Genomic DNA, 25818 nt, shown 5'->3' with positions numbered 1-25818 from the left:
TCATGGTCCTCACTGCCGTGCGACGGGCCGGCAGTACAGCGCGTCCGGGGTTCGACCCGAGCCCACCCGGCCCGTGTACGCGATCCCGGCCGCGTACTCGTCCTCGGCGCACTGCCCCTTGTAGTGCCCGTACGCGAAGTCACCGCCCTTGGGCGCGGACCCCCGGTTGTCGCCCCGGTCGAACCAGACCGTGCGGCCGCCGCCGGAGCCGACCGGGGCGGGCGCGCACAGCGCCGCCGAGACGGCCGAGCCCCGCACGCTGTAGCCGGTGAGGAGAGAGCCGTCGGGGCACTGGAGCTTGGTGTAGCCGGAGGCCCAGTCCTGCCGGACGTGCCGCTCGTCGACGACCACCTCGTGGCCGCTCGGCTGCCACGTGAGCCCGGCGTCCGAGCACAGCCCCCGGTTCCCGGTGTGGCTCAGACCCAGCAGTCGCTGTCCGTCCGGGCAGACCGCCTTGCGGGCACCGGAGTTCCAGTCGGCCAGGCCCCGCATCCTTCGGGAGGCGATGAAGTCGCCGTGGTCGGGACTGAGCTGGGACCAGTCGGCCACCCGGGCCACCGGACCGGTCCGGCCCGGCGCCCCGACGAGCCGGCTCCAGGCCCCGGCCCGCCAGTCGTCGCCGTCGTACACACCCATGCGGTTGCCCGCCGCGTCCCAGTGGAGCAGCGCCCAGCCGTTGCCCGTGCGGTTCTCGTGCCAGCCGACGAGCGGCCAGTACGCGAAGTCCGCGTCGGTGCGGACGAGGTGGTCGACGAAGTTCTCGAACCAGGCGCGCTGCCTGGTGCCGGTCTCCTCGCGGCCCCCGACGCCGAACTCGCTGATCCAGACGGGGGCGGTGAAGTGCTGGTCCGGTTCGGCGGCGACGTAGAACGCCTGGCGGTTCAGGACCGAGATCAGTTCGGTGGGGCTGAGGTCGCGGTAGCGCGGGTCGGTGGTCTCGCCGGTTCCGGTGGCTCCCGAGTGGTTCGGGCCCGTGTAGTCGTAGAAGTGGGCGGAGTACACGAGCTTGCCGGAGTCGACGAGGGTGTGGGACAGGCGGCGTACCGGCTCCAGGGTGGGGCGCTCGTGGGCGAAGCCGTCGATCGGGATACCGGTCCAGTTGATGCCCTCGACGATGATCAGGAGGTCCGGGTTGGCCTCCAGCAGCAGCCGGTCGGCGACCCGCTGCGAGGCCGCGAACCAGTCGTGGTCGTTGCCCCAACCCCAGTTGGGGTCGTCCCAGATGTTCCGGCGGACCTCGTTGTAGAGGTCGGCGCCGACAACGCGCTTGTTGTCCTTGTAGCGGCTCGCCATGAACAGCCAGTCGCTCTCCCAGACCGCCGCGGACTGGCTCGTGTTCCAGCGCTCGTTGCCGTCGACGCCGCAGCACCAGCGGGTGGTGTTGGTGTGGTTGTTGAGGATGACGGCGAGCCCGGCGGCGGTGAGTTCGCGGACCACCGCGTCGTACACCTGGAGCGGGGTGCTCCCGCGCAGGGACGGGTTGGCGGCGACGGCGTCGTCCGTGACGGGCCGGGGGTCGTGGACCATCTCGTTGGAGAAGGGCAGCCGGACGCTGTTGATCCCGATCTCCTCGAAACCGGCGATGATCTCGGCCATGGGCGCGCGGTCCAGGCCGAGCGGGATCCGCCCCGAGTTCTCGCCCGCGTGATGGTTGGCGTCCTCCTCGGTGCTCCCCGAGCCGTTCCAGGTGCCGCTGGCGCCGTGCCAGTTGCCCGAGCGCAGCTTGAAGCGGTCGCCGCCCGCGTCGACGATCCAGCGGCCCCGGGTGCTGAGCGGGCCCGTCCAGTCCTCCTGCGCAGCGGCCTGGGACGGCACCGACGTCAGAGGCACCAGGAGGAGTACGGCGACCAGGGCCGCCCTGAGGAAGCGCATCCGTATTGTCATGACAGCGTCATGATGACGCCGTGCCCGCCGCCCGTCCATACCCGCGCTGTCAAGGCTCGATGAGCCCCGCCCGGATGGCGTACCGCGTCAGTTCCAGCCGGTCCCGCACCCCCAGCTTCTGCAGCAGGTTGGCCCGGTGCCGCTCGACCGTCTTCGCGCTGATGAAGAGCAGTTCGCCGATCTCCTTCGAGGTGTGCCCCTCGGCGACCAGTTTCAGGATCTCCTCCTCGCGCTCGGTCACCGGCCGCTCCGGGAGCCGCCCGCCACCGTGCAGCCGCTCCAGGTACGAGCGCACCAGCGCCCGTTCGGCGCCGGGATAGATGAACGGCTCGTCCCGAACGGCCGACCGGCAGGCCTCGACCAGATCGCGGTCGGCGACGGACTTGAGCACATAGCCGCCCGCGCCCGCCTTCAGCGCCTCGAAGAAGTACTGCTCGTTGTCGTACATGGTGAGGATCAGGATCCGCAGCTCCGGCAGCCGCCGGGAGAGCTCCCTGGCCGCCTGGAGGCCGGTCATCCGCGGCATGGCGATGTCCAGCACCGCCAGATCCACCTCGGTGGACCGGGCCGCCGCCACCGCCTCGGCGCCGTCGGCGGCCTCCGCTACGACCTCCAGGTCCGGCTCGCCGTCGAGGATCAGCCGTACGCCACGGCGGACGAGCGTGTGGTCGTCGGCGAGGAGCACCCGGATCATCCCGGCACCCCCAGCCGTATCTCCGTGCCCCCGCCGACGCCGGGCACGACGGACAGCTCCGCCCCGATCAGCAGCGCCCGCTCCCGCATCCCGCGCAGTCCGGCGCCCTCCGGGCAGTCGCCGATGCCCTTGCCGTTGTCGCGGACGACGAGTTCCACGCCGTGCTCGCCGAGGTTCCGGAGCACGATGTCCGCGCGGTCGGCGCCGGAGTGCCGGGCGGTGTTGGTCAGGCCCTCCTGGGCGACCCGGTAGAGCACGAGTTCGGACTCCTCGGTGAGCGGGGGCAGGGCGGCGGGGAACTGATGGCGGACGGTCAGGCCGTGCGCGGTGAACTCGGTGGCGAGCGAGCGCAGTGCGCTGACCAGGCCCAGCTCCTCCAGGACGCCGGGACGCAGCCGGCGGGCGATGCGCCGGATCTCGTCGAGTCCGGCGCGGGTGGCCTCCTGGGCCTGGCCCACCTCCTCGCGCAGGTCGTCGGGCGCGCGGTCGGCGACCCGCTTGAGCTGGAGCAGTACGGCGGTCAGGGTCTGGCCGACCTCGTCGTGCAGCTCGCGTGCGATCCGGTGGCGCTCCCTTTCCTGCGCGGACAGCGCCCGGGCGGCCCCGGCGGCCCGCTCGCTCTGCAGCCGGTCGAGCATCGTGTTGTACGTCGTGATCAGCTCGGCCGCCTCCGCCGGACCGGCGACCTCCGCGCGCGCTCCGGGGCGCAGCAGGTCCGCGTCGGCCATGGCCCGGCCCAGCCGGTGCAGCGGGGCGAGGCCGAGGCGCAGCACGAGCGCGTTGCCGACCAGCAGCAGCGCGAGGCCCACGACGACCACCAGGGCCTCGACGGGCAGGATCGGCGTCGACACGGTGACCGGCCCCAGCAGCAGCGCGGCGGCCACCACCAGGCCCGCCGCGTTGAGCGAGAAGATCCGCCAGAACAGGGACACGGGCGCGTTCCGACTCCTTTCGTTCCGCCGCGGCACGGCCGTCACCAGCCTCGCCGCTCGAGCGCCGTCGCGTATATCCGTGCCATCACCCATATCGCCACCGTACGGGGAGCTGGCAGCATGCCGAGCGTCGGTCAAGATCACGAAGAGCAAGGGGAGAGAACCGTGTCCGCACCGCGCCTGAGGGCCACACCGCTGCCCGGCATCGGGGTCCAGTACGACCTCGTGACCCGGGAACACCGCCATCTGTCCGTGGTGGCGCACCGCGACGGGGGCCGCACGGTGAACGTGTACCGGGCGGACGATCCCGACTCGTGCCTGCAGTCCCTGCGGCTGACCGGGCCCGAGGCGGACTCGCTGATCGACGCGCTCAAGCCGTCCCACCACAGCGCGAGCCTGCTCTACACCACCGACCTGGGCCTGGTCGCCGAGCGGATCGAGGTGGCCGCGACCTCCCGCTGGAACGGACGGCTGCTGGGCGACACCCGGATGCGCACCGAGACCGGCGCCTCCGTCGTCGCCGTGCTGCGCCGGGCCGAGGCCATCCCCTCCCCGGCACCGGACTTCCGTCTGGTCGGCGGTGACACCCTGATCGTCATCGGCACCCGCGAGGGCGTGGACGCCGCCGCGGCGATACTCGGGCGGGAGTGAACCGGTGCACTCCGGCATCCTGCTGATCGAGTTCGGCGCGATCATCCTCGCCCTGGGGCTGCTGGGCCGGGTCGCCGCCCGCTTCCGGTTCTCGCCGATCCCGCTGTACCTGCTCGCCGGGCTCGCCTTCGGCACGGGCGGACTGCTGCCGCTCGGGGCGAGCGAGGAGTTCATCGCGGCGGGCGCGGAGATCGGCGTGATCCTGCTGCTGCTGATGCTCGGCCTGGAGTACACGGCCGGCGATCTCGTCACCAACCTCAAGGCCCACTACCCGGCGGGCCTGGTCGACGCCGCGCTCAACGCCCTGCCCGGCGCGGCGATGGCGCTGCTGCTGGGCTGGGGCCCGGTGGCCGCCGTCGTGCTGGCGGGCGTCACCTGGATCTCGTCGTCCGGCGTCATCGCGAAGGTGCTGGGCAACCTGGGCCGGATCGGCAACCGCGAGACGCCGGTGATCCTGAGCGTGCTGGTCCTGGAGGACCTGGCCATGGCGGTGTACCTGCCCATCGTCACCGCCCTGGTGACCGGGGCGGGCCTGATGGCGGGCAGCGTGACGCTGGCCGTCGCGCTGGGGGCGGCGAGCCTCGTTCTGTTCGTCGCGGTCCGCTACGGCCGGGTCATCTCCCGGTTCGTCTCCAGCGACGACCCCGAGAAGCTGCTGCTGGTCGTGCTCGGCCTGACCATCCTGGTGGCGGGCGTGGCGCAGGAGCTCCAGGTGTCGGCGGCGGTGGGGGCGTTCCTGGTGGGCATCGCGCTGTCCGGGGAGGTCGCCGAGGGGGCGCACACGCTGCTCAGTCCGCTGCGGGACCTGTTCGCCGCGGTGTTCTTCGTCTTCTTCGGGTTGCACACGGATCCGGCCAGCATTCCGCCGGTCCTGCTGCCCGCGCTGGCGCTCGCCGTGATCACGGCCGCGACGAAGATCGGCACCGGGTACTGGGCGGCGCGGCGGGCCGGGATCTCGGTGCGGGGCCGCTGGCGCGCGGGTGGGGCGTTGGTGGCCCGCGGCGAGTTCTCGATCGTCATCGCGGGGCTCGCGGTGAGCGCGGGCATCGAACCGGCCTCCCTGGGCCCCCTGGCCACGGCCTACGTCCTCATCCTCGTCGTGGCCGGTCCGCTCACCGCCCGGTTCACGGAGCCGGTGGCGATGTGGTGGGCGCGGCGGCGGAAGACAGAACCGCGGGAAGCGGCGGAGGGAACGGCACCGGCACAGGCGACGGCGAGCGACTGAGGATCCGCGACTGCCGTCCGAGAACCCTGAACTTCCCAGTGGCTCAGGTCACTTGAGGATGTGGCGGGAATGCGGGGTCCCGGTGGGCCGCCCATGGCATGCTCATGCACGGTTACCGGCGAGTAGGACGCAAGGGCTCCCCCCGTCATGCGCGCCGGGCTCATTCCACCCCCCACCTCCCCAGGACTGACCTTGCCCAGACGCAAGTGGCACTCGCGTGCCCTCATCCCCGTCGTCTCCCTGGCCGGACTCCTGCTCGCCGCCGGCTGCTCCACTCCCCCGCAGTCCGACCGCACCGCCGCCGACCGGGCCGGGCAGGCCCCGACGGCCGAGCCGGCCGCGGCCGGGGACCGGTCGCTGACCGTCGCCGCGGCCCCCGCGGGCACCCCGGCCGCCACCGCGAGCCCCGGCGGCTCCGGCGCCCCGGCCACCGCCCGCACAAGCTCGCTCCAGGTGGCCTCGTACGACAGCAGGACCCGACGCGCGGTCATCGCCCCCGCGAGGAAGGGCGCCGGTACGGCCGCGCCGGGCGCCGCCGACAGCACGCGGAAGCCCGGCAACGGCGGGGCCGACGGTACGGCCACCCCCGACCCCGGACAGAGCGCACCCCCGCGGCGAACCGCCGTGGGGGACGTCATCGCCAGCGCCCCGGCGCCCGGCGCGCCCGACGGGCTGCTCGCGCGGGTGACGAAGGTCGTCGCGCAGACCTCCGAGGGCACCGAGGTCGAGACCGCGCCCGCCACGCTCAACTCGGTGCTCGGCGACGACACCGCGAACGGTGCCGTGCCCATCGACCCGGCCGCCTTCGACATCGACGAGCTCCTGCCCGACGTCGACGTCTCCTGGTCGAAGACCGGCGATGTACACGTCGGCCCGGAGGGCTCCGAGGTGCCGCTGGGCAGCCTGCGCCTCGACGTCCGCGCCGACGTGCCGACGGTCGGGGCGGGACCGGCGTCCGCGAGGGCCTCGGTGTCCGGCTTCGTCCAGATCGCCCCGCAGGTCGACTTCCGCTACGGCGGCGAGGGCACCACGGCCGCGCCCGCCTCGGCCTACCTCGGTGTCTCCGGCGACTGGAGCTCCGGCTGGGCCCTCGAAGGCCGCGCCTCGGTCGGGCGGACCCCGCTGCGGATCCCCTTCGCCAAGCTGCACGCCGACCCGGTGCTCCAGGTCGGCCCGGTCCCGGTCGTCGTCAACCTGGACCTGACCTGCTACCTGGAGGTCAGCGGCGAAGGTGACGTCACCGTCGGCATGGAGCAGAGCGTCCAGGGCGACTTCGAGGCCGGCGGCACCTTCGGCCTCGCCCAGGGCTGGAAGCCGGTCAGCGCGGCCGACCTGACGAGCACCCCGGTACGGACCTCGGTCACCGCGGCCGGCCAGGTCAGGGCCGCCGTCGGCGCCGAGGCGAGCGTCGGCCTCTACGGCACCGTAGGCGTCCTCGCCGACCTCGGGCCGTACCTGCGCGCGGAGGCCTCGGCGGACACCTCCGGCACCCCGGCGGCCTGGGCCGTGTACGGCGGAGTCGACCTCAGGGGCACCCTGCGCATCCAGCTCTCGATCTTCGGCACACCCGTGATCCGCCACGACATCCCGCTGGGAGCGCTGCACCGGGAGTGGCGGCTCGCGGGCAGCGAAACCTAGGCCGGGCAGGCGCCGCCCGGGGTCCCGCTCGGGCGGCGCCCCTGGTCAGCAGGGCCCACCGCCTGGCAGGATCGCCCGCATGTCCACGCAGTTCCCCCGTATCGGCAGGCGCCGGGCCCTTCAGGGCGCGGTCGCCGGGTTCGTCGCGCTGGGACTGCTGCTGTGGTGGCTGCTGCCCCTGGGCGAGAAGCCGCCGAGCGGGACGATCACGTTCAGCACGGGCACCCGGGCCGGCGTCTACCACGAGTACGGCGAACGGCTGCGCGCCGAACTCGCCAAGGACATGCCGGACCTGGAAGTCGACCTGCTGACCAGCGCCGGATCACAGCAGAACGTACAGCGGGTGGCAACCGGCTCGGCCGACATCACCATCGCCGCCGCCGACGCCGTGGAGACGTACGAACTCGGCGACGGCCCCGGCGCCGGCCGGCTGCGCGGAGTCGCGCGGCTGTACGACGACTACGTGCAGCTCGTCGTCCCGCCGGACTCCGACATCAGGTCCGTCAAGGACCTCAAGGGCAAGCGGGTGGCCATAGGGCTGCCCGACTCGGGTGTACGGCTGATCGCCACCCGGGTGCTGGAGGCGGCCGGTATCGACCCGGAGAAGGACATCACGCCCCGCTCGGACGGCATCGACACCGGCCCCGGGCTGCTCGGACGCGACCTCGACGCGTTCTTCTGGTCGGGCGGGCTGCCCACCCGCGGCCTGACCGAGATCGCGGAGACCTCCACCTTCCGGTTCGTGCCGATCGAGGAGGGCCTGGTCGCGAAGGTGCACGCGCAGGGCGGCGCCACCCGCTACTACCGGGCCACCAACATGCCGGAGTCGGCCTACAAGACCATCCAGAACGGCTCCACCGTCCCGACGATGGCCGTGTCCAACCTGCTCGTGACCCGCAAGGACCTCGACCCCCGGCTCACCGAGTGGCTGACCCGGACCGTCCTCGACAGCCGGGACGGCATCGGCGCGCACGTCCACTCCGCCCAGCTGGTGGACGTACGCACCGCGATCTACACCGATCCGCTCCCGCTGCACGCGGGCGCCCGGCGCTACTACCGCTCGGTCAAGCCGTGAGCGCCGAGGCCCCGCTCCGCGGCACGCGCACGGTGACCTTCAGACCGTGCGGCTCATGATGGTCGTACGAGATCGTGCCGCCGCCCGCCGAGAGCAGGGCCCGGGAGATGGACAGGCCGAGGCCTGAGCCCTTGACGTTCTGATGGCGGCCGCTGCGCCAGAACCGGTCGCCGATGCGGGCGAGTTCCTCGTCGGTCAGTCCGGGGCCGAGGTCGGCCACCACGACGGTCGCGGTGTCGCCGTTGGAGGCGACCGCCACCTCGACCCGCTCGTCCTCGGGCGTGAACTTCACGGCGTTGTCGATCACCGCGTCCAGCGCCGAGGAGAGCGCCACCGGGTCGACCCACGCCGTGGTGGGCGGGCAGTCGCCGACCAGCGTCACGCCCTTGGCCTCGGCCGTCGGCGACCAGGCGGCGACCCGCTCGGCGGTCAGCGCGCCGATGTCGGTGAGCCGGAGGTCGGCCGCGGTGTGCTCGGCGAGCGCGAGGTCGAGCAGATCGTCCAGCACCTGGGCCAGGCGCTTGCCCTCCGCCTGGACGGAGGCGATCTCCTCGTTGCCCTCCGGCAGTTCCAGGGCGAGCAGCTCGATGCGCAGCAGCAGCGCCGAGAGCGGGTTGCGCAGCTGGTGCGAGGCGTCAGCGACGAAGGCGCGCTGCTGCTCCAGCACGTCCTCGACGTTGTCCGCCATCTCGTTGAACGACCGGGCCAGGCGTCTCAGTTCCGGCGGCCCACCGGCCGCGGCGACCCGGGACTTCAGGGCGCCGCTGGCGATGGCGTGGGTGGTGGTGTCCAGGACGCGTACGGGACGCAGCACCCAGCCGGTCAGCCGGAGCGCGGCGCCGACGGCCAGCAGCATCGCGGCGAACTCGCCCGCGGCGATGAGCAGCCAGCCCTGGAGGATGCGCGAGCGCATCTCCCCGGTGGGCGAGTCGGTGACGACGACCGCGACGACGTCACCGTCCCGGACGACCGGCGAGGCGACCACTAGACGGCCCCGCTGCCAGGGCCACACCTGCTCCGGGTCGTGGCTGCGGCGGCTGAGCAGCGCCTCCTCGAAGGCGTCGCGCACCTCCCCCGTCCCGGGCAGGAACCAGGTCTCCGGCGCGTTGGCGAGCGGGGTGTCGCCGGGCAGGAAGACGCCCGCGCGGATGCCGTAGACACCGTGATAGCTCTCCAGCTCACGGCTCAGGGTGCGGCCCTCGTCGCGCGGGCCCTCGGGGGTGTCCATGACCGACCGGGCCATCGCGGCGAAGTACGCCGTGTCGTCGATGCGGTCGACGACCACGTTCTGCTGCTGGGCGGCAGCCAGGCTGACGGCGAGCGGGACACCGAGCGCCAGCAGGACGGCCGCCATCAGGACAATGAGCAGCGGAAGGAGTCGAGTGCGCACCCGTACCCGCTAGGCGGCCGGGGCGACGAGCCGGTAGCCGACCCCGCGCACGGTCTCGATCAGAGCCGGCATCCGCAGCTTGGCGCGCAGGGAAGCAACGTGGACCTCCAGGGTGCGGCCCGTCCCCTCCCAGCTGGTCCGCCAGACCTCGCTGATGATCTGCTCGCGGCGGAAGACCACCCCGGGCCGCTGGGCGAGCAGGGCCAGCAGGTCGAACTCCTTGCGGGTCAGCTGGACGACCGAGCCGTCCACGCTGACCTGGCGGGTGGGCAGCTCGATGTGGACCGGGCCGAGCCGCAGCACGGTGTCGCCGCCGGACGCCGGGTCCTCGTGGACGCTGCGCCGGCTGACGGCGTGGATCCGGGCCAGCAGTTCGCCGGTGTCGTACGGCTTGACCACGTAGTCGTCCGCGCCGAGGTTGAGGCCGTGGATGCGCGAGCGCACGTCGGAACGGGCGGTCACCATGATCACCGGGGTGCTGGTGCGCTTGCGGATCTTGCCGCAGACCTCGTAGCCGTCCTGGTCGGGCAGGCCGAGGTCGAGCAGGACGACGCCGAAGCCGGGCCCCTCGGGGACCAGCGCCTGGAGCGCCTCCTCGCCGCTGCGGGCGTGGGTGACGTCGAAGCCGTGCCTGGCCAGGACCGCGGAAAGGGCGGCGGCGACATGGTTGTCGTCCTCGACGAGGAGCAGTCTCATCCCGTCCCCCTCCTGTTCATCGGCCGTACGGGTTGATCGACTAGACAAGATCCGGCACGCGCGCGCGTGCACATGGCAGTCACGCTGATGGACGCCGACGCCGTCAAGTGGGTTCCGGTTGCGCGGGGCTTGTCGTTATCCACCCGGTACGCGCCCAGCTCACAAGTGCTACGACACGTGTCCGATTGCTATCGGATCGTGATGCTCAGATTCCCCTCAGAACTAATGACGCAGGTCGGATACGGTTATTACTGTCCTCCGAAACCGAGGAGGACGGAGCCTGAGAGCGATGACCGAAGTATCGGTGGCCAAGGAAGATGTGGCCGCGACCGGCGAGCTGGTCGTCCTGAAGAGTGTCAACAAGCATTTCGGCGCGTTGCACGTGCTCCAGGACATCGATCTGACGATCGCCCGCGGCGAGGTCGTCGTGGTCATCGGGCCCTCCGGGTCCGGGAAGTCCACCCTGTGCCGCACCATCAACCGCCTGGAGACGATCGACTCGGGGACGATCGTCATCGACGGCAAGCCGCTGCCCGCCGAGGGCAAGGAGCTGGCCCGGCTGCGTGCCGACGTCGGCATGGTCTTCCAGTCGTTCAATCTCTTCGCGCACAAGACCGTGCTCGAGAACGTGATGCTGGGCCAGATCAAGGTCCGCAAGAGTGACAAGAAGAAGGCCGAGGAGAAGGCCCGCACCCTGCTCGACCGGGTGGGTGTGGCCAGCCAGGCGGACAAGTACCCCGCCCAGCTCTCCGGCGGTCAGCAGCAGCGCGTGGCGATCGCACGCGCCCTGGCAATGGACCCGAAGGTGATGCTCTTCGACGAGCCGACCTCGGCCCTGGACCCGGAGATGATCAACGAGGTGCTGGAGGTCATGCAGCAGCTCGCCCGGGACGGCATGACCATGATCGTCGTGACCCATGAGATGGGCTTCGCCCGTTCGGCCGCCAATCGAGTGGTGTTCATGGCGGACGGCCGGATCGTCGAAGAGGCTGTGCCGGACCAGTTCTTCAGCAACCCGCGCAGCGACCGCGCAAAGGACTTCCTGTCCAAGATCCTGCACCACTGAGACGCAACCGGCGTCCTCGACGTTCCTCGCGTCACCCGCACTGACGGCTCGCATCTCTTCACCAGACAAAGGATGTTCACCATGAAGCTCCGCAAGGTCACCGCCGCGGCCGCCGCTGCGCTCGTCCTCTCGCTGACCGCGACCGCCTGTGGCGGCGACGACGACAGCGACAGCGGCGACACGGGCTCCGGTGGCGGCGACAAGATCAAGGTCGGCATCAAGTACGACCAGCCCGGTCTGGGCCTGAAGGAGCCCGACGGTTCCTTCTCCGGCTTCGACGTGGACGTCGCCACGTACGTGGCGGGCGAGCTCGGCTACGAGCCGAACCAGATCGAGTTCATCGAGACCAAGAGCGCCGACCGCGAGAACGCGCTCTCCCGTGGCGACGTCGACTTCATCGCCGCCACCTACTCCATCACCGACGAGCGCAAGGAGAAGGTCGACTTCGCCGGCCCGTACCTGCTCGCCCACCAGGACCTGCTGGTCAAGGCCGACTCGGACATCGCCGAGGGCACCGACCTCAACGGCAAGAAGCTCTGCTCGGTCACCGGCTCGACCTCGGCGCAGAACGTCAAGGACGAGATCGCCCCGGACGCCCAGCTCAAGGAGTACGGCACGTACTCGGAGTGCATCGCCGGTCTGCAGAGCGGCGCCGTCGACGCGGTCACCACCGACGACTCGATCCTCGCCGGCTTCGCCGCCCAGGACCAGTACAAGGGCCAGTTCAAGCTCGCGGGCCTGAAGCTCAGCAACGAGAACTACGGCATCGGTGTCAAGAAGGGCGACACCGAGATGGTGAACGACATCAACGCCGCGCTGGAGAAGATGGTCAGCGAGAAGGCCTGGGAGAAGGCCGTGACCGACAACTTCGGCCCGGCCGACTACAAGAACGAGCCCGCCCCGAAGATCGGGAACATCGTTCAGTAACGCGGACTTCCGCCCCCGCGCCGCCGCCGTCGGCCCATTCCTCACGGCGGCGGCGCAACACGTCAGTACGGCGGCGGCCTGACACGACCGCCGCCGTACCCCACGTACGCCACCCACCCGGAAGCGCGGGAGATCGTGTTCGACTTTCTTTCTGACTATGACGACCCGAGCCTGCTCGGCGCCTTCTGGGTGACGGTGCAGCTCACCATTTTCTCGGGCATCGGCTCCCTGATCTGGGGCACGCTGCTGGCAGCCATGCGGGTCAGTCCGGTACCGCTGATGCGCGGTTTCGGCACCGCCTACGTGAACATCGTGCGGAACATCCCGCTGACCGTCATCATCGTCTTCACCTCGCTCGGCCTCGCCGACATCTTCGGGATGACGATGGGCGCGCCGGACGACTTCGAGGCCCAGGGCTTCCGTCTGGCGATCCTCGGTCTCGTCGGCTACACCGCCGCCTTCGTGTGCGAGGCCCTGCGCTCCGGCATCAACACCGTGCCCGTGGGACAGGCGGAGGCGGCACGCGCCCTCGGCCTGAGCTTCAGCCAGGTGCTCTGGTACGTCGTCCTGCCGCAGGCGTTCCGCTCGGTCATCGGCCCGCTGGCCAACGTCCTGATCGCGCTCACCAAGAACACCACGGTGGCGGCCACGATCGGCGTGGCCGAGGCGGCGCTGCTGATGAAGGAAATGATCGAGAACGAGGCCCAGACGCTGCTCATCGGCGCGATCTTCGCCTTCGGTTTCGTGGTACTGACCCTGCCCACCGGCCTGTTCCTCGGCTGGCTGAGCAAGCGACTGGCGGTGAAGCGGTGACCTCGGTTCTGTACGACGCCCCCGGCCCGAAGGCCAAGCGGCGCAATGTGATCTTCTCGATCGTCTTCTTCGTCCTCCTGGCCCTGCTGGTGTGGTGGGTCTGGCAGGTGATGGACGACAAGGGCCAGCTGGAGTGGTCCCTGTGGAAGCCGTTCACCGAGGCCCAGGCCTGGACGACGTATCTGCTGCCCGGTCTCGCCGACACCCTCAAGGCCGCCGCCCTGGCCATGGTCATCGCGCTGCCCCTGGGCGCCGTCTTCGGCATCGCCCGGATGTCGGACCACCGGTGGGTCCGCATCCCGGCCGGCGCCGTGGTCGAGTTCTTCCGGGCCATCCCGGTGCTGCTGCTGATGCTGTTCGCCAACGAGTTCTTCGCCCGCTCGACAGACGTCTCCAGCGCGGACCGGCCCCTGTACGCGGTCGTCACCGGTCTGGTGCTGTACAACGCCTCGGTCCTCGCCGAGGTGGTCCGGGCCGGCATCCTGGCGCTGCCCCGGGGCCAGACGGAGGCCGCTCAGGCGATCGGCCTGCGCAAGGGCCAGACGATGACCACCATCCTGCTGCCGCAGGCGGTCACCGCGATGCTCCCGGCGATCGTCAGCCAGCTGGTCGTCATCGTGAAGGACACCGCGCTCGGCGGCGTGATGCTCGGCTTCACCGAGCTGCTGAACTCGCGCGGCACCCTCGCGGCCAACTACGCCAACGTCATCCCGAGCTTCATCGTCGTGGCGATCATGTACATCGTCCTCAACTTCATCCTGACCAGCTTCGCCAGCTGGCTGGAGGGCCGACTGCGGCGCAGCAAGCGCAGCACCGGCGCGGTGCTCGGCGCCGAGGACATGGAGGAGCTCAACCCGGCGGCCGTCGGCGGCACCTTCGGGACCGGCGGCGAGGGCGGCGGACCGGGCGGCGTCAGTGGGTTCACGTATCCACCCAAGTCCCGATGACCGTCCGATCGTCTGATGTACGGTCAAGTGATCTGAGCGACACGCGAAGCATCGCGTGAACGACACGAAGGCAGTGGCATGATCGCCACTGCCTTCGTCACTTGACGCAAGCACCGGCAATGGGTTGCATACGTTCTGTGATCGTGCACCCTGCTCCGACCTCCTGTTCACACACGTCCCCCGGGGCACCACTGCGGGCAGGGGGCACCACTCCGTGGACCCGGTGATCATCGTCGGAGCGGGGCCCGTCGGGCTCACGCTCGCCCTGGCGCTGGCGCGTCAGGAGGTGCCGTCCGTCGTACTCGACGAAGGGCCCGGCAAGGACGAACCCCGTCTCGCGCGCACCGTCGTGCTGCGCGAGGACACGGCCGCCCTGATCGAGCGGCTGACCGGACTCCCGGTCGCGGAGGCCGGCTGCCGCTGGGCCGGATGGCGGTCGCTGCGCCGCAAGCAGGTGATGCGCGAGGTGTCCTTCGAAGGGTCCGGGGCGGGCGCCGGCTCCGCCTCGGGCTCCGGCTCTGCCTCCGGGGACGATCGGACCGTGCCCTCCGCACCCGTGCACATCGCCCAGCACGTCCTGACCGGCGCCCTGCGCGCGGCGCTCGCCGGTGAGCGGCTGGCGCGGATCGTCGTGGACAGCCGCCTCGACGGCATCGAGCAGGAGACCTCGGGCGTCACCGCCCACACCCGCGGCCCCAAGGGCACCTGGTGGCGCGGCAGTTACCTGGTCGGCTGCGACGGCCCCCGCTCCACCGTGCGCAAACTCCAGGACATCCGCTTCCCCGGCCGTACGGCCGTCGAGCGGTACGCGGTCGCCACGCTGCGCACGGAACTTCCGTGGGAGGGCCAGGCGTTGCTCCATCGGATGCCGCCGTGGCGGACGTCGGGCCCCTCGGCCGGCGAGGTCGCGGGACGTCCGCTCCCGGACGGCCTCTGGCGCCTGGACTGGCTGCTGCCGCCGGGCAAGGACCTCGTCACACCGGAACTGCTCGTGTCCCGCGTCCGGGAGACCCTCGCGGGCTGGACGGGCGGCCCGACGCCGCCGTACGAACTCCTCGACACCGGAGTCCACACCGTGCACCACCGGCTCGCGCGGCGCTGGCGAGCCGGGCGGGTGTTTCTCGCCGGTGACGCGGCGCATCTGCTCGGGGCGCTCGGCACCCAGGGGCTCGACGAGGGGCTCAGGGACGCCGACAACCTCGCCTGGAAGCTGGCGCTGGCCTGGCATCACGGGCCGCACGAAGCCCTGCTCGACAGCTACCAGACGGAGCGGCGCGCGGTCGTCGCCGCCCGGCTGCGCGCCGCCGACCAGGCGCTGCCGCTGCTGCGCGGCGGCGGCGGACTGCGCGCGTACGTCCCCGGCTCGGCCCGGGGCCATGACGCGCTGCTCGCCGAGGGCCATCTGGGGCGCGGTGCGCTCGGTGCGCCGGGGGCGTACGGCGACTCGCCGCTGGCGCCCCGGCACCTGGAGGGCGAGGTGTCCGTGGACACCGCGCTGGGCGCGCCGGTCACCGATGTGCGGGTCACCGCGGAGGACGGCTCGTTCGTACGGCTGCGGGACCGGCTCGGCCGGGGCGCGCTGCTCGTGCTGCTGATCGCGCCGGGCACCGGGGTGTGGGACCGCAAGCACTGGGTGACCGCCGGGATCATGCCCCGGCTCGCGGCGGCGGTGACGGCGCTGCCGCATCCGGCGGAGCTGCTGGTCGCCGAGAGCTATCCGGGCGCCGCCCCGCACACGGTCCTGCTCGTGCGGCCCGACGGCCATCTCGTCACCGCGCTCGGCGGGGTGCGCCCCGCCGACCTGTACGCGGCCGCCGAGGCGACGCTCGGCGGCCCCGTGACCTCGGAGGCGGAGGCCACGGCGGGGTCGCGCTGAGCGGCCCCGAGGGCTCCTGAGGTGGCCATTGTCCACATACTGACGGTGAGTTGACCGGCCCGCACGGTCATGGTGTACTCCGCACCATGACCGACACCTGTGTGCACCTGTGGCGGAAGGTCCATGTGGACCTCGTCCGCTACGCGGGCTGCATGTGTACCCGGTCCTGCTGAATTCGCATCTCCTCTCCTCTCATCCGCGCGCGCCGCCGCTGTGCCGCCGCGCGCGTCCCGCGAACCTTCATCAGGACGGTCGAAGTGTCTGTCTCCCCTTCCGCTTCATCTTTCGCTGCTTCCGCGTCCCCTTCCGCCCCCGCTCCCGTGGCTCCCACGCAGGCGGACCTCCTCGACTTCGTACGGCGGGCCGCAGCCGACGCCGAGTTGATCGCCTCGCTTCCGCTCGACCCCGAGGGGCGCACCTGGGTGCGTCTGGAGGGACCCGCCGGGAGTGAGGCCTGGCTGATCGGCTGGCCGCCCGGTTCGGGCACGGGCTGGCACGACCACGCGGACTCGGTCGGCGCGTTCCTGACGGCGGCCGGTGAGCTCAGGGAGAACTCGCTCGCGGCGCGGCTGCCCACCGACGGCTGGAAGACCCTGGAACTCAGCGAGGACGTCGACCGTGAGCGCAGGCTGCCGGCCGGCAAGGGCCGCTCCTTCGGCCACCACCACGTCCACGAGGTCCTCAACGACTCCCCCGACCGGCACGCGATCTCCGTGCACGCCTACTATCCGCCACTGCCCCGGATCCGCCGCTACAGCCGAAACGGGCCCCTCCTGCGCCTGGAGCAGGTGGAACGACCGGAGGACTGGCAGTGAGCGGCGCGCGTGAACGGTCCGTGGGCATCGACGAGTTGCTGGAGCGCGTGCGCGAGACCTACGAACGCGTCGGGCCGCACGATGCCTACACCGCCGCGCAGTCCGGCGAGGCGCTCCTGGTGGACATCCGGTACGCGGCCCTGCGGGAGCGGGACGGCCTGATCCCCGGGGCACTGGTGATCGAGCGGAACGAACTGGAGTGGCGGCTGGATCCTCGGGGCAGCCACCGGGTCCCGGAGGCCGTCAGCCATGACCTGCGGGTGGTGGTGTTCTGCAACGAGGGCTACGCCTCCAGCCTCGCGGCCGAGTCACTGCACCGCCTGGGCCTGCACCGGGCGACCGACCTGACGGGCGGCTTCCAGGCTTGGCGGGCGGCGGGCCTGCCGGTGGAGGGGGGCGGGGGCTGACGGCTGGGACGGGCGCTGACGGCTGGGCGTTACGGCTGATGGCTGGGCTTGGAGGCTGGCGGCTGGCGGCTGGCGGCTGGCGGCTGGCGGCTGGCGGCCGATCACACCGGCTGCCCGGTCACCCCGCGTTCGGTGGGCAGTAGAGCGGGGCCGTGTCCGCGTTGTGTCTGGTCACCAGGCGGACGGGGGTGTGGGCGATCCGGTCGGCGTCCCAGCCGCGGAGCAGGGCGATGGCGTTCGTCACCGCCAACTCTCCGGTGTCGGCTGCCGAGTTGGCGACGGTCGCCGCGATACGGCCGTCCTTGAGGGCGGCAAGACCCTCGTCGGTGCCGTTGACCGTGACGATCCTGACGGCCTCGGCGCCGGCCGCGTCGAAGGCCTCCCGAACGGCGAAGGCCATCTCCTCGTTGGCGACGAAGGCGTAGTCGAGGCCGGGGTGGTCGCGGATCATCCCCTCGGCGACCTCAGCGGCCTTGCCGGGGTCGAACATGCCCGGCTCCTTCGCGACGACCTCCGCCTGGGCGGGCAGCGCGGACTCGAAGCCGCCGACCAGCATGTCCGAGGCCGCCCCGGGCGCCCCCGCGACGATGCCGACCTGCACCTTCTCCCCGGCGGCGTCCTTCTCGATCCAGCCGGCGTCCAGTCGGCCGACGTGGTCGAGGTCGACGGCGACCGCGCCGAGGACGTCCGAGGTGTCCTCGGGGACGACGGAGGTGAGGAAGACGGGGACACCGGCGCTCTTCGCCTTGGCGATGTCGTCGCGGAGCGCGTCGACGTCCACGGTCTGCACGATGATCGCGTCCACCTCGCGGGCGATCATGTCCTCGATGTTGGCCAGCTCGGTCGCCGCGTTCTGACGGGAGTTGGCGATGTGCAGCTCGGCGAGGTTGTTCCGGGCCGTGTCGTCGACGGCGGCCTCCAGACAGGTGTGGAACGGCGAGGTGCCGCCGTTGACGAACCCGAGGGTGAGGGGACCGTCGTCCGGGTCCGTGGCCTCCGGCCGCAGAATCCCACAGCCGCTGAGGATCAGGGCGCCGACCAGGAGGAGGGCACGACGGCGGGCGGAGCAAGGCATGGCGGGCTGCCTTTCGCAGCGCACGGGAGACGGGCCCGTGCGGGAGTCGTCAGGGTCAACTCGTCGGTGGGGCCACAGACTTGAAGCCGGCCGTGGCTCACCGGGGAACCGACATCGACTCGAACGTCCGCGCGACGACGCCAGACGGTACAGCCACCCGGAGCCCACTCGACCCTGCCGGGAACGCAAGGTAAGACTGCGGCGGGTGCACGCGGCTGCGGGTGCTCACGAAGACCGCCGAGGGTGCAGGACGATCACAGAGGGTGCACGCAGCGCGTGCGCACGACGACCGCAGTGGTGCACCCGGCGGGATGCCCCGCGCGCCGTGTCAGTACCCCTCGTCCAGGAACTCCGCGTCCTCCCCCTCCGCCTCCAGCGCCTGCCGGACCACCCGCAACGCCATTCCCTCGGGATACCCCTTGCGGGCGAGCATCCCGGCGAGGCGGCGCAGACGCTTGTCCCGGTCGAGGCCCCGGGTCGACCGGAGCTTGCGGTCGACGAGTTCGCGCGCGGTCGCCTCCTCCTGCTCGGAGTCCAGCTGCCCGACGGCCGCGTCGATCAGCGAGGAGTCGACCCCCTTGGTCCGCAACTCCCGGGCGAGCGCCCGCCGGGCGAGCCCTCGGCCGTGGTGCCGGGACTCCACCCAGGCGTCCGCGAACGCGCTGTCGTTGATCAGTCCGACCTCCTCGAACCGCGACAGCACCTCCTCCGCGGCCTCGTCCGGGATCTCCCGCTTGCGCAGGGCGTCCGCGAGCTGCTTGCGCGTACGCGGAGTCCCGGTGAGCAGGCGCAGGCAGATCGCCCGTGCCCGCTCCACCGGGTCCCCCGGGGGCTCCCCCTCCTCGGCCCTCGACGAGTCGGAGGCGCCTCCGTCCTCACCGGACGGCTCTTCGCGACCGCGCCGACGACGCCCCCGGGCGCCGCCCGCGCCACGAGCCCCGCCGGCCCTCCGGCGCGCACCACCGGCGAGCCCATCGCCGTACGGCCCGTCACCGCCGTACGGTCCGTCACCGTCGTACAGCCCGTCATCGCCGTACGACCCGTCCGCGCCGAGGGCGCCGCCCTCGCCGTACTCGGCACGTCCCGTCCCCTTAGGGCCTCCGACGCCTCTCCCCTCCCGCTCCCCCGGCGGGTCCGGACAGGCGTACTCGGCCCAGTCGGTTCGTCGTGTCACGGGTCAGCTCTTGGCGGCGGCGGCCTTGGTCTTGGCGGCCTTGGCCGCGGCCGGAGCGGGCACCGACTTCGCGGCGTCGTCCGCGGCGGGCGAACCCGCGGCGTCCGCGCCCGGCTCGGCGGCCGGCTCCTCCGGACGCACGCCGACGCCCAGCTTCTCCTTGATCTTCTTCTCGATCTCGTTGGCCAGGTCGGGGTTGTCCTTCAGGAAGTTGCGCGCGTTCTCCTTGCCCTGGCCGAGCTGGTCGCCCTCGTACGTGTACCAGGCACCGGCCTTGCGGACGAAGCCGTGCTCCACGCCCATGTCGATCAGGCCGCCCTCACGGGAGATGCCCTGGCCGTAGAGGATGTCGAACTCGGCCTGCTTGAAGGGCGGCGCGACCTTGTTCTTGACGACCTTGCAGCGGGTGCGGTTGCCGACCGCCTCGGTGCCATCCTTCAGGGTCTCGATGCGCCGGATGTCGATACGCACCGAGGCGTAGAACTTCAGCGCCCGGCCACCGGTCGTGGTCTCCGGGGAGCCGAACATCACGCCGATCTTCTCGCGCAGCTGGTTGATGAAGATCGCGGTGGTCTTCGACTGGTTGAGCGCGCTGGTGATCTTCCGCAGCGCCTGGCTCATCAGCCGGGCCTGCAGACCGACGTGGCTGTCGCCCATCTCGCCCTCGATCTCCGCGCGCGGGACGAGCGCGGCCACGGAGTCGATGACGATGAGGTCGAGGGCGCCGGAGCGGACCAGCATGTCCACGATCTCCAGGGCCTGCTCGCCGTTGTCCGGCTGGGACAGGATCAGGTTGTCGATGTCGACGCCGAGCTTCTTGGCGTATTCGGGGTCGAGGGCGTGCTCCGCGTCCACGAAGGCCACCTGGCCGCCGGCCTTCTGCGCGTTCGCCACCGCGTGCAGGGTCAGGGTCGTCTTACCGGAGGATTCCGGTCCGTAGATCTCGACGACACGGCCGCGCGGCAGTCCGCCGACGCCGAGGGCCACGTCGAGCGCGGTCGACCCGGTCGGGATGACCTCGATGGGCTCCCTCGACCGCTCGCCCATGCGCATGACCGCGCCCTTGCCGAATTGCCGTTCAATCTGTGCGAGCGCGGCATCCAGGGCCTTCTCGCGGTCGGTTCCTGCCATGGGTTCCACCCGATTTGCTTGAGTCGATCGCTTCACGTCAAAGACGCTAACGCCTGCCACTGACAATGCGCCCCGACGCCCGTCCGGCCTGTGGATAACTCAGGCGCTTTCCCACCAAAACCGCGGCAAAACACCCGTCGAGAGCCTCGCCGGAGATTCCATCAGAATGGATGTTCGATTTTCGTGTCAAGCGCACCACGCGGGCGTAGCGACGGGTTGGTGGCCCGGCCCGGCGGTGACGCCCGGGGACCTCACGGCACAGGGATGACGGCCGGCGCCCCGACCGCGGGCAGGAAAATCGTCGGGATCGCGGACCCCCCGGCGTCTATCGTGCAGACATGACCATCGAGGTTCGCCCGGCAAAGGCCTTCGAGGACGTCCGGGCCGTGCTCGGCCCGAAGTCGCCCACGGCGAACGTGTGCTGGTGTCTGAGCTACCGGATCGGGTCCAAGCTCAACAACGAGCTCCGCGGCCCGGCCCGCGGCGACTACGTCGCCGAACTGTGCCGCGCGGAGCCGCCTCCCGGCGTGATCGCCTACGACGGCGACGAGCCGGTCGGCTGGGCCGCCGTGGCCCCGCGCGCGGACACCTCCTTCGCCCGCAACCGCAAGATCCCGCACGTCGACGATCTGCCGGTCTGGTCGCTGTGGTGCGTCCGGGTCCGCCCCGGCCACCGCAAGCAGGGAATCTCGCACGCGCTCATCGCGGGGGCGGTGGAGTTCGCCCGCGCCCACGGCGCCGCGGTCGTGGAGGCGTACCCCCTCGACAACGGCGACGCCAAGGTCGATCTGACCATGGCGTACGCCGGGCTGCGGAAGAACTTCGAGCGTGCCGGGTTCGTCCATGCCGCCGACACGACCTCGGTCCTCGCCGGCCATCCCCGGATCCTGATGCGGCTCGACCTGCGCTGAGGGTCAGCCCTCTTCGTCCGGCTTCGACGGTCCAGGGGGGTCCTCGCGCGGGGCGAACAGCCGCCGCGCGCGCGTCAGCAGACCGGACCCGGCGGGCCGCTCACGGTGCCCGTGAACCCGGGGATCGTCGGTGACGTCGTACCGCTTCACGTACGCCCCCAGGAACGCCTGCAGGGTGGCGACCACGGGGATGGCGATCAGCGCGCCCACCGCGCCGAGGAGCGCGGTCCCCGCGATGACCGAGCCGAACGCGACCGCGGGGTGCACGTCGACGGTCTTCGCGGTCAGCTTGGGCTGGAGCACGTAGTTCTCGAACTGCTGGTAGATCACGACGAAGATCAGCACCCAGAGCGCGTACCAGGGATCGACGGTGAACGCGATCAGCATGGGCAGGGCGCCCGCGAGATAGGTGCCGATGGTGGGGATGAACTGCGAGACCAGGCCCACCCAGACGGCGAGCACGGGCGCGTACGGCACGTCCAGCCACTCCAGGAGAACGTAGTGGGCTATCCCGGAGATCAGCGCCATCAGACCGCGCGAGTACAGATAACCGCCGGTCTTGTTCACCGCGATCTCCCACGCGCGGAGCACCTCGGTCTGCTTCGCGGGCGGCAGGACGGAGCACAGGGAGCGGCGCAGCCGCGGGCCGTCCGCGGCGAAGTAGAACGAGAACAGCGTGATCATGAGCAGCTGGAAGAGACCGCCGACGACCCGCGCGGAGACGTCGAGCACGCCGGTCGCGCTGTTCTGCACGTAGTCGCGCAGCCAGTCGGAGCGCAGAAGCCCTTCCTGGATGTCCACCCGCTTCAGATCGGTGTGGAAGTGGGTGTTGACCCAGTTGATGACCGAGTCGAGGTACTGCGGGAAATCCTCGACGATCTTGATGATCTGGCCCGCGAGCATCGAGCCGAGCAGGGTGACGAAACCGGCGGCGATGACGATCACGGCAAGGAAGACCACCGCGGTGGCGAGCCCCCGGCGCATCCCGCGGGCGGCCATCCAGCTCACCGCGGGCTCTATCGCCAGCGCCAGGAAGAACGCGATCAGGATGTTGATCAGCAGCCCGGTGAGCTGATGGAAGGCCCAGCTGCCGAGCTGGAACGCGCCGAAGAGCGCCAGTGCGAGCACCATGGCGCGCGGCAGCCAGGGCGGCATGCGGGCGTCCGACCGCGCGCCGCCGCCGTCGGCCGGGGGCCGGGTCGGGGGCGTCGTACCGAACGGAGAGTCGTGCTGGGCGAGCTGCCCGGTGTCGTCAGTGGGTGCCACGGAGCAAGTCTCGCCCACGCCACCGACAATCGGACGCCGTCCCGCGATCTTCGTGACCGGTCAGCGCTGTTCCTGTGGCACGTTCATGACCCGGCAAACGACCCGCCACACGTCCTTGGCCTCCCAGCCGGCGTCCAACGCCTCGTGCACGGTGCGTCCGCCGAGCTCCGACATCACGTGATCGCGCGCGAAGGTCTCGGCATATCCCGCCGTACCGAAGTGCTCCGCCATCCGCTCCCAGAAGACCGTCAACCTCATGACACCAGTATCCCGCCCCAGAGGGTGGGCCCGAGCCGGGACCCCTCGCCGAGACCGCTTTCCGGCCTACGGTCTGACGCATGGCCGAAACCGGAGCTTCCCCACTCCCCCCGACGCCCCCGGCGCACTCCCCGCTCTTCCGCGCCGAGCAGTTCGTGTGGCTCACCGCGCGCGTACTGGAACAGCGCCTCTTCGCGTACGACTTCCTGCACGGCGGCGCCGACCCGGTGGAGACCGCGCTGGACGCCTACCGCAACGACGACGGCGGCTACGGCCACGCGTTGGAGCCGGATCTGCGCGGTCCGGTCAGTCAGCCGCTGCACACCGCGCACGCACTGCGCGTCCTGGACGCCCTCGGCCGCTGCGGCGGGCAGCGGGTGGAACGGGTGTGCCGCTATCTGACCTCGGTCTCCACCGCGGACGGCGCCCTTCCGGCGATCCATCCCAGCCAGCGCGGCTACCCGGCGGCGCCCTTCCTCCCGGTGCTGGACGACCCGCCGAGCGAGCTGCTGGCCACCGGCCCGGTGGTGGGAGTGCTGCACCGCAACGAGGTGTGGCACGCCTGGCTGTTCCGGGCCACGGACTTCTGCTGGCAGGCGGTGGACTCCCTGGAGAAGTCCCACCCGTACGAGATCGAGGCGGCCGTCGCCTTCCTGGACTCCGCGCCCGACCGCCCGCGCGCGGAGGCGGCCGCTGACCGGCTCGGCCGTCTGGTGCGCGCACACCGGCTCGTGGCACTGGACCCGGACGACCTCGACGCCTACCCGGTCGCGCCCGGTTACGCCCCCACCGAGCACCACTTCCCGCACGACTACGCGCGGACGCCGAGCTCCTTGGCACGCGCGTGGTTCACCGATGCCGAGATGGCCCGCTCCCTGGACTTCCTCGCCGCCGAACAGCAGCAGGACGGCGGCTGGCCCGTCCGCTGGCGCCACTGGTCCCCGGCCCCCGCCCTGGAAGCCCGCCCCATGGTGACGATCGGCGCGCTGCGCACCCTGAGGGCGCACGGCCGGGCCATCGGGTGACCCGACGACCAGCGCGCCCGGCTGCTCACCGCCGTCGCCGTCAGCCCAACGCCCGCGCCCCCGCCGTCACCAGCACGGCCGCCGCGACGACCACCAGGAAGGGTGCCCGCAGTACCAGCGCCAGCGCGGCCGCCGCCAGACCCGCCGCCCTGGCGTCCAGGACCAGCGCGCGCCCGTCGGCGAAGGTCTGCTGGGCCGTGAGTGCGGCGAGCAGCGCGACGGGCAGGAGGGCGGCCAGCCGCCGGACCAGGGGGCGCTCCAGGATCCCGGCGGGCACCAGGAGCCCGGCGAGCTTGACGGAGTAGCAGCCGAGGACGGTCAGCCCGATGGCGATCCAGATGGTCATCGGTCCTCCTCCCGCTGCCCGCGCCGCCCCTGGGCCCACAGCACGGCCGGCGCCGCGAGCGCGGCCACCAGCACCGGCACACCGGCGGGCAGCACGGGCAGCAGCCCGAGCCCCAGCAGGACGGCCACCCCGGCGACGGCCCGCTCGGTGGTGCTCTTCAGCATCGGCGCCAGCAGCGCCAGGAACACCGCGGGCCCGGCCGCGTCGAGGCCCCACGCGTCGGTGTCCCCGATGGCCTCGGCACCGAGTGCCCCGACCAGGGTCGTGAGGTTCCACAGGGCGTACAGGCTGAGCCCGGTGACGACGAACCCGATGCGCGCGGCGCGCCGGGTCGGCTGGGCGAGCGCGACCGCGGTCGTCTCGTCGATGACCCACTGGGCGGCGAACGGCCGCACCGCGCGCGGGAGGGCGAGAAGCTGCGACAGACGCAAACCGTAGAAGGCGTTGCGCACCCCGAGGAAGAAGGCCCCCGCGGCGGCGGCGAACGCCCCGCCGCCCGCGGCCAGCGCCCCCACCAGCGCGAACTGGGACGCCCCGGTGAACACGAGAAGGCTGAGCGCGCAGGTCTGCCACAGCGTGAGCCCGCTGCCGGCCGAGGTCACCCCGAACGCGAACCCGGACAGCCCTACGGCGACGCCGACCCCGAGCCCGTCCCGTACGACGGCGGAGTCCGGCTTTCCCTCGCCGTCCCGTATGTCTGTGAGTGTTGTGTCTGCCACGCCTCGGACGGTACGAGGAGCCGACCTTTCGGGTCTTGTACGTTCTTGCGCTCGCGCTGGTACGCCCCGGGCGGCACGCCCACGATCCGGGCGAAGTGCCGGTTCAGATGAGGCTGGTCGGCGAAGCCCACGGCGACGGCGGCCTCGGCGGGCGTCACACCGGCGTCCAGCAGCCCGCGCGCCGCCGGACCCGGGCATCGGTGAGCCAGGTGTGCGGCGGCATCCCATAGGCGTCCCGAAAGGCCCGCAGCAGCGCGAACGGGCTGGTCCCCAGTTCCCCGGCGAGCTGCTCCAGGGTCGGCGGTTCGGCCATCCGTTCCTGGAGCACGCCACGCGCGCGTGCCGCGATCCGGGCGCCCGCCGTGCGCACCTCGCGCTGCGGCAGCGTCCCGCCGTTGAGCCGCAGCAGCCGGGTCACGGCGACCCGCAGCAGGGTGTCGGCGGCCAGGGCGTTGCCCTCGTCGGCGGCACGCAGCACCTGGTGGACGAGGGACACGGAGTAGGGGTCATCGAGCACCGGGGAGACGAATCCCGGGGTACCGCGGATCGCCGTGGTCTCGGCCGCGATCTCCGCCACGACCTCGGGCGAGGGGTACACGGCCCCGTACCGCCAGCCCTCCGGCACCCCGGCCCGTCCGGTGTGCGGGGTGTCGGGGTTGACCAGCGCGAGGGCTCCGGCGCCCGCGTACTGGTCGGAGCCGCGGTGGTGGAAGACCTCGACGCCGTCGGCGATGGCGGCGATCACGAAGTTCTCATGGGTGTGCCGGACGAACGTCTTGTGGACGTACCGGGCACGCAGCAGGTCGACACCGGGAAGCTCCGTGTACCGCCAGTGCCGCGCCCGCTCGCTCGAACCCGCCATGCTCCCATTCTCACC

28 protein-coding genes are annotated in these 25818 nt (G+C 71.7%); 14 read left to right on the top strand and 14 right to left on the bottom strand.

From position 1 onward, the window contains the following. Nucleotides 1–9: 9 nt before the first annotated feature. Genes ACWDRW_RS14155 through ACWDRW_RS14145 form a run of 3 tightly spaced genes read right to left on the bottom strand, consistent with a single transcriptional unit; the run spans nt 10 to nt 3510 of the window. Entirely contained in the window at nt 10–1884 is a 1875-nt protein-coding gene (locus ACWDRW_RS14155; RefSeq protein WP_451723032.1) for a glycoside hydrolase family 5 protein, read from the bottom strand. Nucleotides 1885–1933: 49 nt separating this feature from the next. Beyond that, nucleotides 1934–2578: a response regulator gene (locus ACWDRW_RS14150; protein ID WP_451723030.1), complete on the bottom strand. Its 645-nt coding sequence runs from the start codon at nt 2576–2578 to the stop codon at nt 1934–1936. Then, nucleotides 2575–3510, bottom strand: coding sequence for a HAMP domain-containing sensor histidine kinase (locus tag ACWDRW_RS14145; RefSeq protein ID WP_451723028.1), 936 nt, complete (start codon nt 3508–3510; stop codon nt 2575–2577). Before ACWDRW_RS14145 ends, ACWDRW_RS14150 begins: the two co-directional genes overlap by 4 nt. 165 nt (nt 3511–3675) lie before the next feature. Between ACWDRW_RS14145 and ACWDRW_RS14140 the strand changes: the two genes are divergently transcribed. The 4 genes from ACWDRW_RS14140 to ACWDRW_RS14125 all read left to right on the top strand — a co-directional run bounded on the left by ACWDRW_RS14140 (nt 3676) and on the right by ACWDRW_RS14125 (nt 8099). Then, nucleotides 3676–4161 (top strand): cation:proton antiporter regulatory subunit, encoded by a 486-nt coding sequence (locus tag ACWDRW_RS14140; protein ID WP_451723027.1) that lies wholly within the window; start codon nt 3676–3678, stop codon nt 4159–4161. A gap of 4 nt (nt 4162–4165) precedes the next feature. Continuing rightward, entirely contained in the window at nt 4166–5386 is a 1221-nt protein-coding gene (locus ACWDRW_RS14135; protein ID WP_451723025.1) for a cation:proton antiporter, read from the top strand. A gap of 192 nt (nt 5387–5578) precedes the next feature. Continuing rightward, nucleotides 5579–7024 (top strand): hypothetical protein, encoded by a 1446-nt coding sequence (locus ACWDRW_RS14130; protein WP_451723023.1) that lies wholly within the window; start codon nt 5579–5581, stop codon nt 7022–7024. 79 nt (nt 7025–7103) lie between these two features. Further along, nucleotides 7104–8099 (top strand): TAXI family TRAP transporter solute-binding subunit, encoded by a 996-nt coding sequence (locus ACWDRW_RS14125; RefSeq protein WP_451723021.1) that lies wholly within the window; start codon nt 7104–7106, stop codon nt 8097–8099. Here the strand turns inward: ACWDRW_RS14125 and ACWDRW_RS14120 are convergent. Both ACWDRW_RS14120 and ACWDRW_RS14115 read right to left on the bottom strand, forming a co-directional pair. Continuing rightward, on the bottom strand, nt 8089–9489 hold the full coding sequence (locus ACWDRW_RS14120) for a sensor histidine kinase (protein WP_451723020.1): 1401 nt from the start codon (nt 9487–9489) through the stop codon (nt 8089–8091). The genes ACWDRW_RS14125 and ACWDRW_RS14120 overlap by 11 nt on opposite strands. 9 nt (nt 9490–9498) lie before the next feature. Further along, a complete protein-coding gene (locus tag ACWDRW_RS14115; protein ID WP_451723019.1) occupies nt 9499–10185 on the bottom strand; it encodes a response regulator transcription factor in 687 nt (228 codons plus the stop codon). Between the two features lie 289 nt (nt 10186–10474). Between ACWDRW_RS14115 and ACWDRW_RS14110 the strand changes: the two genes are divergently transcribed. The 8 genes from ACWDRW_RS14110 to ACWDRW_RS14075 all read left to right on the top strand — a co-directional run bounded on the left by ACWDRW_RS14110 (nt 10475) and on the right by ACWDRW_RS14075 (nt 17036). Beyond that, on the top strand, nt 10475–11251 hold the full coding sequence (locus ACWDRW_RS14110) for an amino acid ABC transporter ATP-binding protein (protein ID WP_451723017.1): 777 nt from the start codon (nt 10475–10477) through the stop codon (nt 11249–11251). An 81-nt stretch (nt 11252–11332) separates the two neighbouring features. Continuing rightward, nucleotides 11333–12178: a glutamate ABC transporter substrate-binding protein gene (locus ACWDRW_RS14105; RefSeq protein WP_451723016.1), complete on the top strand. Its 846-nt coding sequence runs from the start codon at nt 11333–11335 to the stop codon at nt 12176–12178. Between the two features lie 135 nt (nt 12179–12313). Continuing rightward, nucleotides 12314–12991 carry an amino acid ABC transporter permease gene (locus ACWDRW_RS14100; protein ID WP_451723015.1) on the top strand — a complete coding sequence of 226 codons (678 nt, stop codon included), beginning with the start codon at nt 12314–12316 and terminating at the stop codon, nt 12989–12991. Beyond that, entirely contained in the window at nt 12988–13938 is a 951-nt protein-coding gene (locus ACWDRW_RS14095) for an amino acid ABC transporter permease (RefSeq protein ID WP_451723013.1), read from the top strand. The genes ACWDRW_RS14100 and ACWDRW_RS14095 overlap by 4 nt, the downstream gene beginning before the upstream one ends. A 214-nt stretch (nt 13939–14152) precedes the next feature. Beyond that, nucleotides 14153–15814, top strand: coding sequence for an FAD-dependent monooxygenase (locus tag ACWDRW_RS14090; protein ID WP_451723011.1), 1662 nt, complete (start codon nt 14153–14155; stop codon nt 15812–15814). 86 nt (nt 15815–15900) lie between these two features. Continuing rightward, a complete protein-coding gene (locus tag ACWDRW_RS14085; protein ID WP_351985706.1) occupies nt 15901–15987 on the top strand; it encodes a putative leader peptide in 87 nt (28 codons plus the stop codon). Nucleotides 15988–16071: 84 nt separating this feature from the next. Beyond that, on the top strand, nt 16072–16629 hold the full coding sequence (locus tag ACWDRW_RS14080; RefSeq protein WP_451723009.1) for a cysteine dioxygenase: 558 nt from the start codon (nt 16072–16074) through the stop codon (nt 16627–16629). Continuing rightward, nucleotides 16626–17036: a rhodanese-like domain-containing protein gene (locus tag ACWDRW_RS14075; RefSeq protein WP_451723008.1), complete on the top strand. Its 411-nt coding sequence runs from the start codon at nt 16626–16628 to the stop codon at nt 17034–17036. Before ACWDRW_RS14080 ends, ACWDRW_RS14075 begins: the two co-directional genes overlap by 4 nt. 118 nt (nt 17037–17154) lie before the next feature. On the opposite strand, the gene ACWDRW_RS14070 is transcribed toward ACWDRW_RS14075, so the two are convergent. The 3 genes from ACWDRW_RS14070 to recA form a co-directional block, all read right to left on the bottom strand. Continuing rightward, the gene (locus ACWDRW_RS14070) at nt 17155–18111 is read right to left on the bottom strand and encodes a sugar ABC transporter substrate-binding protein (RefSeq protein ID WP_451723007.1); all 957 of its coding nucleotides are present in this window, start codon (nt 18109–18111) and stop codon (nt 17155–17157) included. 328 nt (nt 18112–18439) lie between these two features. Continuing rightward, the gene (gene recX, locus ACWDRW_RS14065; RefSeq protein WP_451723006.1) at nt 18440–19285 is read right to left on the bottom strand and encodes a recombination regulator RecX; all 846 of its coding nucleotides are present in this window, start codon (nt 19283–19285) and stop codon (nt 18440–18442) included. Between the two features lie 3 nt (nt 19286–19288). After that, nucleotides 19289–20416 carry a recombinase RecA gene (gene recA / locus ACWDRW_RS14060; RefSeq protein WP_451723004.1) on the bottom strand — a complete coding sequence of 376 codons (1128 nt, stop codon included), beginning with the start codon at nt 20414–20416 and terminating at the stop codon, nt 19289–19291. Between the two features lie 338 nt (nt 20417–20754). Between recA and ACWDRW_RS14055 the strand changes: the two genes are divergently transcribed. Beyond that, nucleotides 20755–21327: a GNAT family N-acetyltransferase gene (locus ACWDRW_RS14055; protein ID WP_451723002.1), complete on the top strand. Its 573-nt coding sequence runs from the start codon at nt 20755–20757 to the stop codon at nt 21325–21327. Between the two features lie 3 nt (nt 21328–21330). Here the strand turns inward: ACWDRW_RS14055 and ACWDRW_RS14050 are convergent, their stop codons facing one another. Continuing rightward, entirely contained in the window at nt 21331–22593 is a 1263-nt protein-coding gene (locus ACWDRW_RS14050) for an AI-2E family transporter (protein WP_451723000.1), read from the bottom strand. Between the two features lie 60 nt (nt 22594–22653). Then, entirely contained in the window at nt 22654–22851 is a 198-nt protein-coding gene (locus ACWDRW_RS14045) for a DUF3046 domain-containing protein (RefSeq protein WP_451722999.1), read from the bottom strand. An 80-nt stretch (nt 22852–22931) separates the two neighbouring features. On the opposite strand from ACWDRW_RS14045, the gene ACWDRW_RS14040 reads away from it, so the two are divergent. Next, nucleotides 22932–23876: a hypothetical protein gene (locus tag ACWDRW_RS14040; protein ID WP_451722998.1), complete on the top strand. Its 945-nt coding sequence runs from the start codon at nt 22932–22934 to the stop codon at nt 23874–23876. A 40-nt stretch (nt 23877–23916) separates the two neighbouring features. Here the strand turns inward: ACWDRW_RS14040 and ACWDRW_RS14035 are convergent, their stop codons facing one another. Genes ACWDRW_RS14035 through ACWDRW_RS14020 form a run of 4 tightly spaced genes read right to left on the bottom strand, consistent with a single transcriptional unit; the run spans nt 23917 to nt 25803 of the window. Continuing rightward, nucleotides 23917–24222 carry an AzlD domain-containing protein gene (locus ACWDRW_RS14035; protein ID WP_451722997.1) on the bottom strand — a complete coding sequence of 102 codons (306 nt, stop codon included), beginning with the start codon at nt 24220–24222 and terminating at the stop codon, nt 23917–23919. After that, complete coding sequence (locus ACWDRW_RS14030) at nt 24219–24941, bottom strand: AzlC family ABC transporter permease (RefSeq protein WP_451722996.1); 723 nt, start codon at nt 24939–24941, stop codon at nt 24219–24221. Before ACWDRW_RS14030 ends, ACWDRW_RS14035 begins: the two co-directional genes overlap by 4 nt. After that, nucleotides 24848–25072 carry a hypothetical protein gene (locus ACWDRW_RS14025; RefSeq protein ID WP_451723181.1) on the bottom strand — a complete coding sequence of 75 codons (225 nt, stop codon included), beginning with the start codon at nt 25070–25072 and terminating at the stop codon, nt 24848–24850. Before ACWDRW_RS14025 ends, ACWDRW_RS14030 begins: the two co-directional genes overlap by 94 nt. A gap of 23 nt (nt 25073–25095) precedes the next feature. Then, nucleotides 25096–25803, bottom strand: a complete 708-nt coding sequence (locus ACWDRW_RS14020) for an AraC family ligand binding domain-containing protein (protein WP_451722995.1) — start codon at nt 25801–25803, stop codon at nt 25096–25098. Between the last annotated feature and the right edge of the window lie 15 nt (nt 25804–25818).

The organism is Streptomyces sp. NPDC003635 (assembly GCF_053587635.1).
This window is presented reverse-complemented; position numbering and strand designations above follow the sequence as displayed.

Coding starts and splice junctions, on each gene's coding strand:
- ACWDRW_RS14115 (WP_451723019.1), bottom strand. CDS start 10,185: ATGAGACTGCTCCTCGTCGAGGACGACAACCATGTCGCCGCCGCCCTT.
- ACWDRW_RS14045 (WP_451722999.1), bottom strand. CDS start 22,851: ATGAGGTTGACGGTCTTCTGGGAGCGGATGGCGGAGCACTTCGGTACG.
- ACWDRW_RS14055 (WP_451723002.1), top strand. CDS start 20,755: ATGACCATCGAGGTTCGCCCGGCAAAGGCCTTCGAGGACGTCCGGGCC.
- recA (WP_451723004.1), bottom strand. CDS start 20,416: ATGGCAGGAACCGACCGCGAGAAGGCCCTGGATGCCGCGCTCGCACAG.
- ACWDRW_RS14150 (WP_451723030.1), bottom strand. CDS start 2,578: ATGATCCGGGTGCTCCTCGCCGACGACCACACGCTCGTCCGCCGTGGC.
- ACWDRW_RS14155 (WP_451723032.1), bottom strand. CDS start 1,884: ATGACAATACGGATGCGCTTCCTCAGGGCGGCCCTGGTCGCCGTACTC.
- ACWDRW_RS14110 (WP_451723017.1), top strand. CDS start 10,475: ATGACCGAAGTATCGGTGGCCAAGGAAGATGTGGCCGCGACCGGCGAG.
- ACWDRW_RS14020 (WP_451722995.1), bottom strand. CDS start 25,803: ATGGCGGGTTCGAGCGAGCGGGCGCGGCACTGGCGGTACACGGAGCTT.
- ACWDRW_RS14105 (WP_451723016.1), top strand. CDS start 11,333: ATGAAGCTCCGCAAGGTCACCGCCGCGGCCGCCGCTGCGCTCGTCCTC.
- ACWDRW_RS14125 (WP_451723021.1), top strand. CDS start 7,104: ATGTCCACGCAGTTCCCCCGTATCGGCAGGCGCCGGGCCCTTCAGGGC.
- ACWDRW_RS14035 (WP_451722997.1), bottom strand. CDS start 24,222: ATGACCATCTGGATCGCCATCGGGCTGACCGTCCTCGGCTGCTACTCC.
- ACWDRW_RS14085 (WP_351985706.1), top strand. CDS start 15,901: ATGACCGACACCTGTGTGCACCTGTGGCGGAAGGTCCATGTGGACCTC.
- ACWDRW_RS14040 (WP_451722998.1), top strand. CDS start 22,932: ATGGCCGAAACCGGAGCTTCCCCACTCCCCCCGACGCCCCCGGCGCAC.
- ACWDRW_RS14070 (WP_451723007.1), bottom strand. CDS start 18,111: ATGCCTTGCTCCGCCCGCCGTCGTGCCCTCCTCCTGGTCGGCGCCCTG.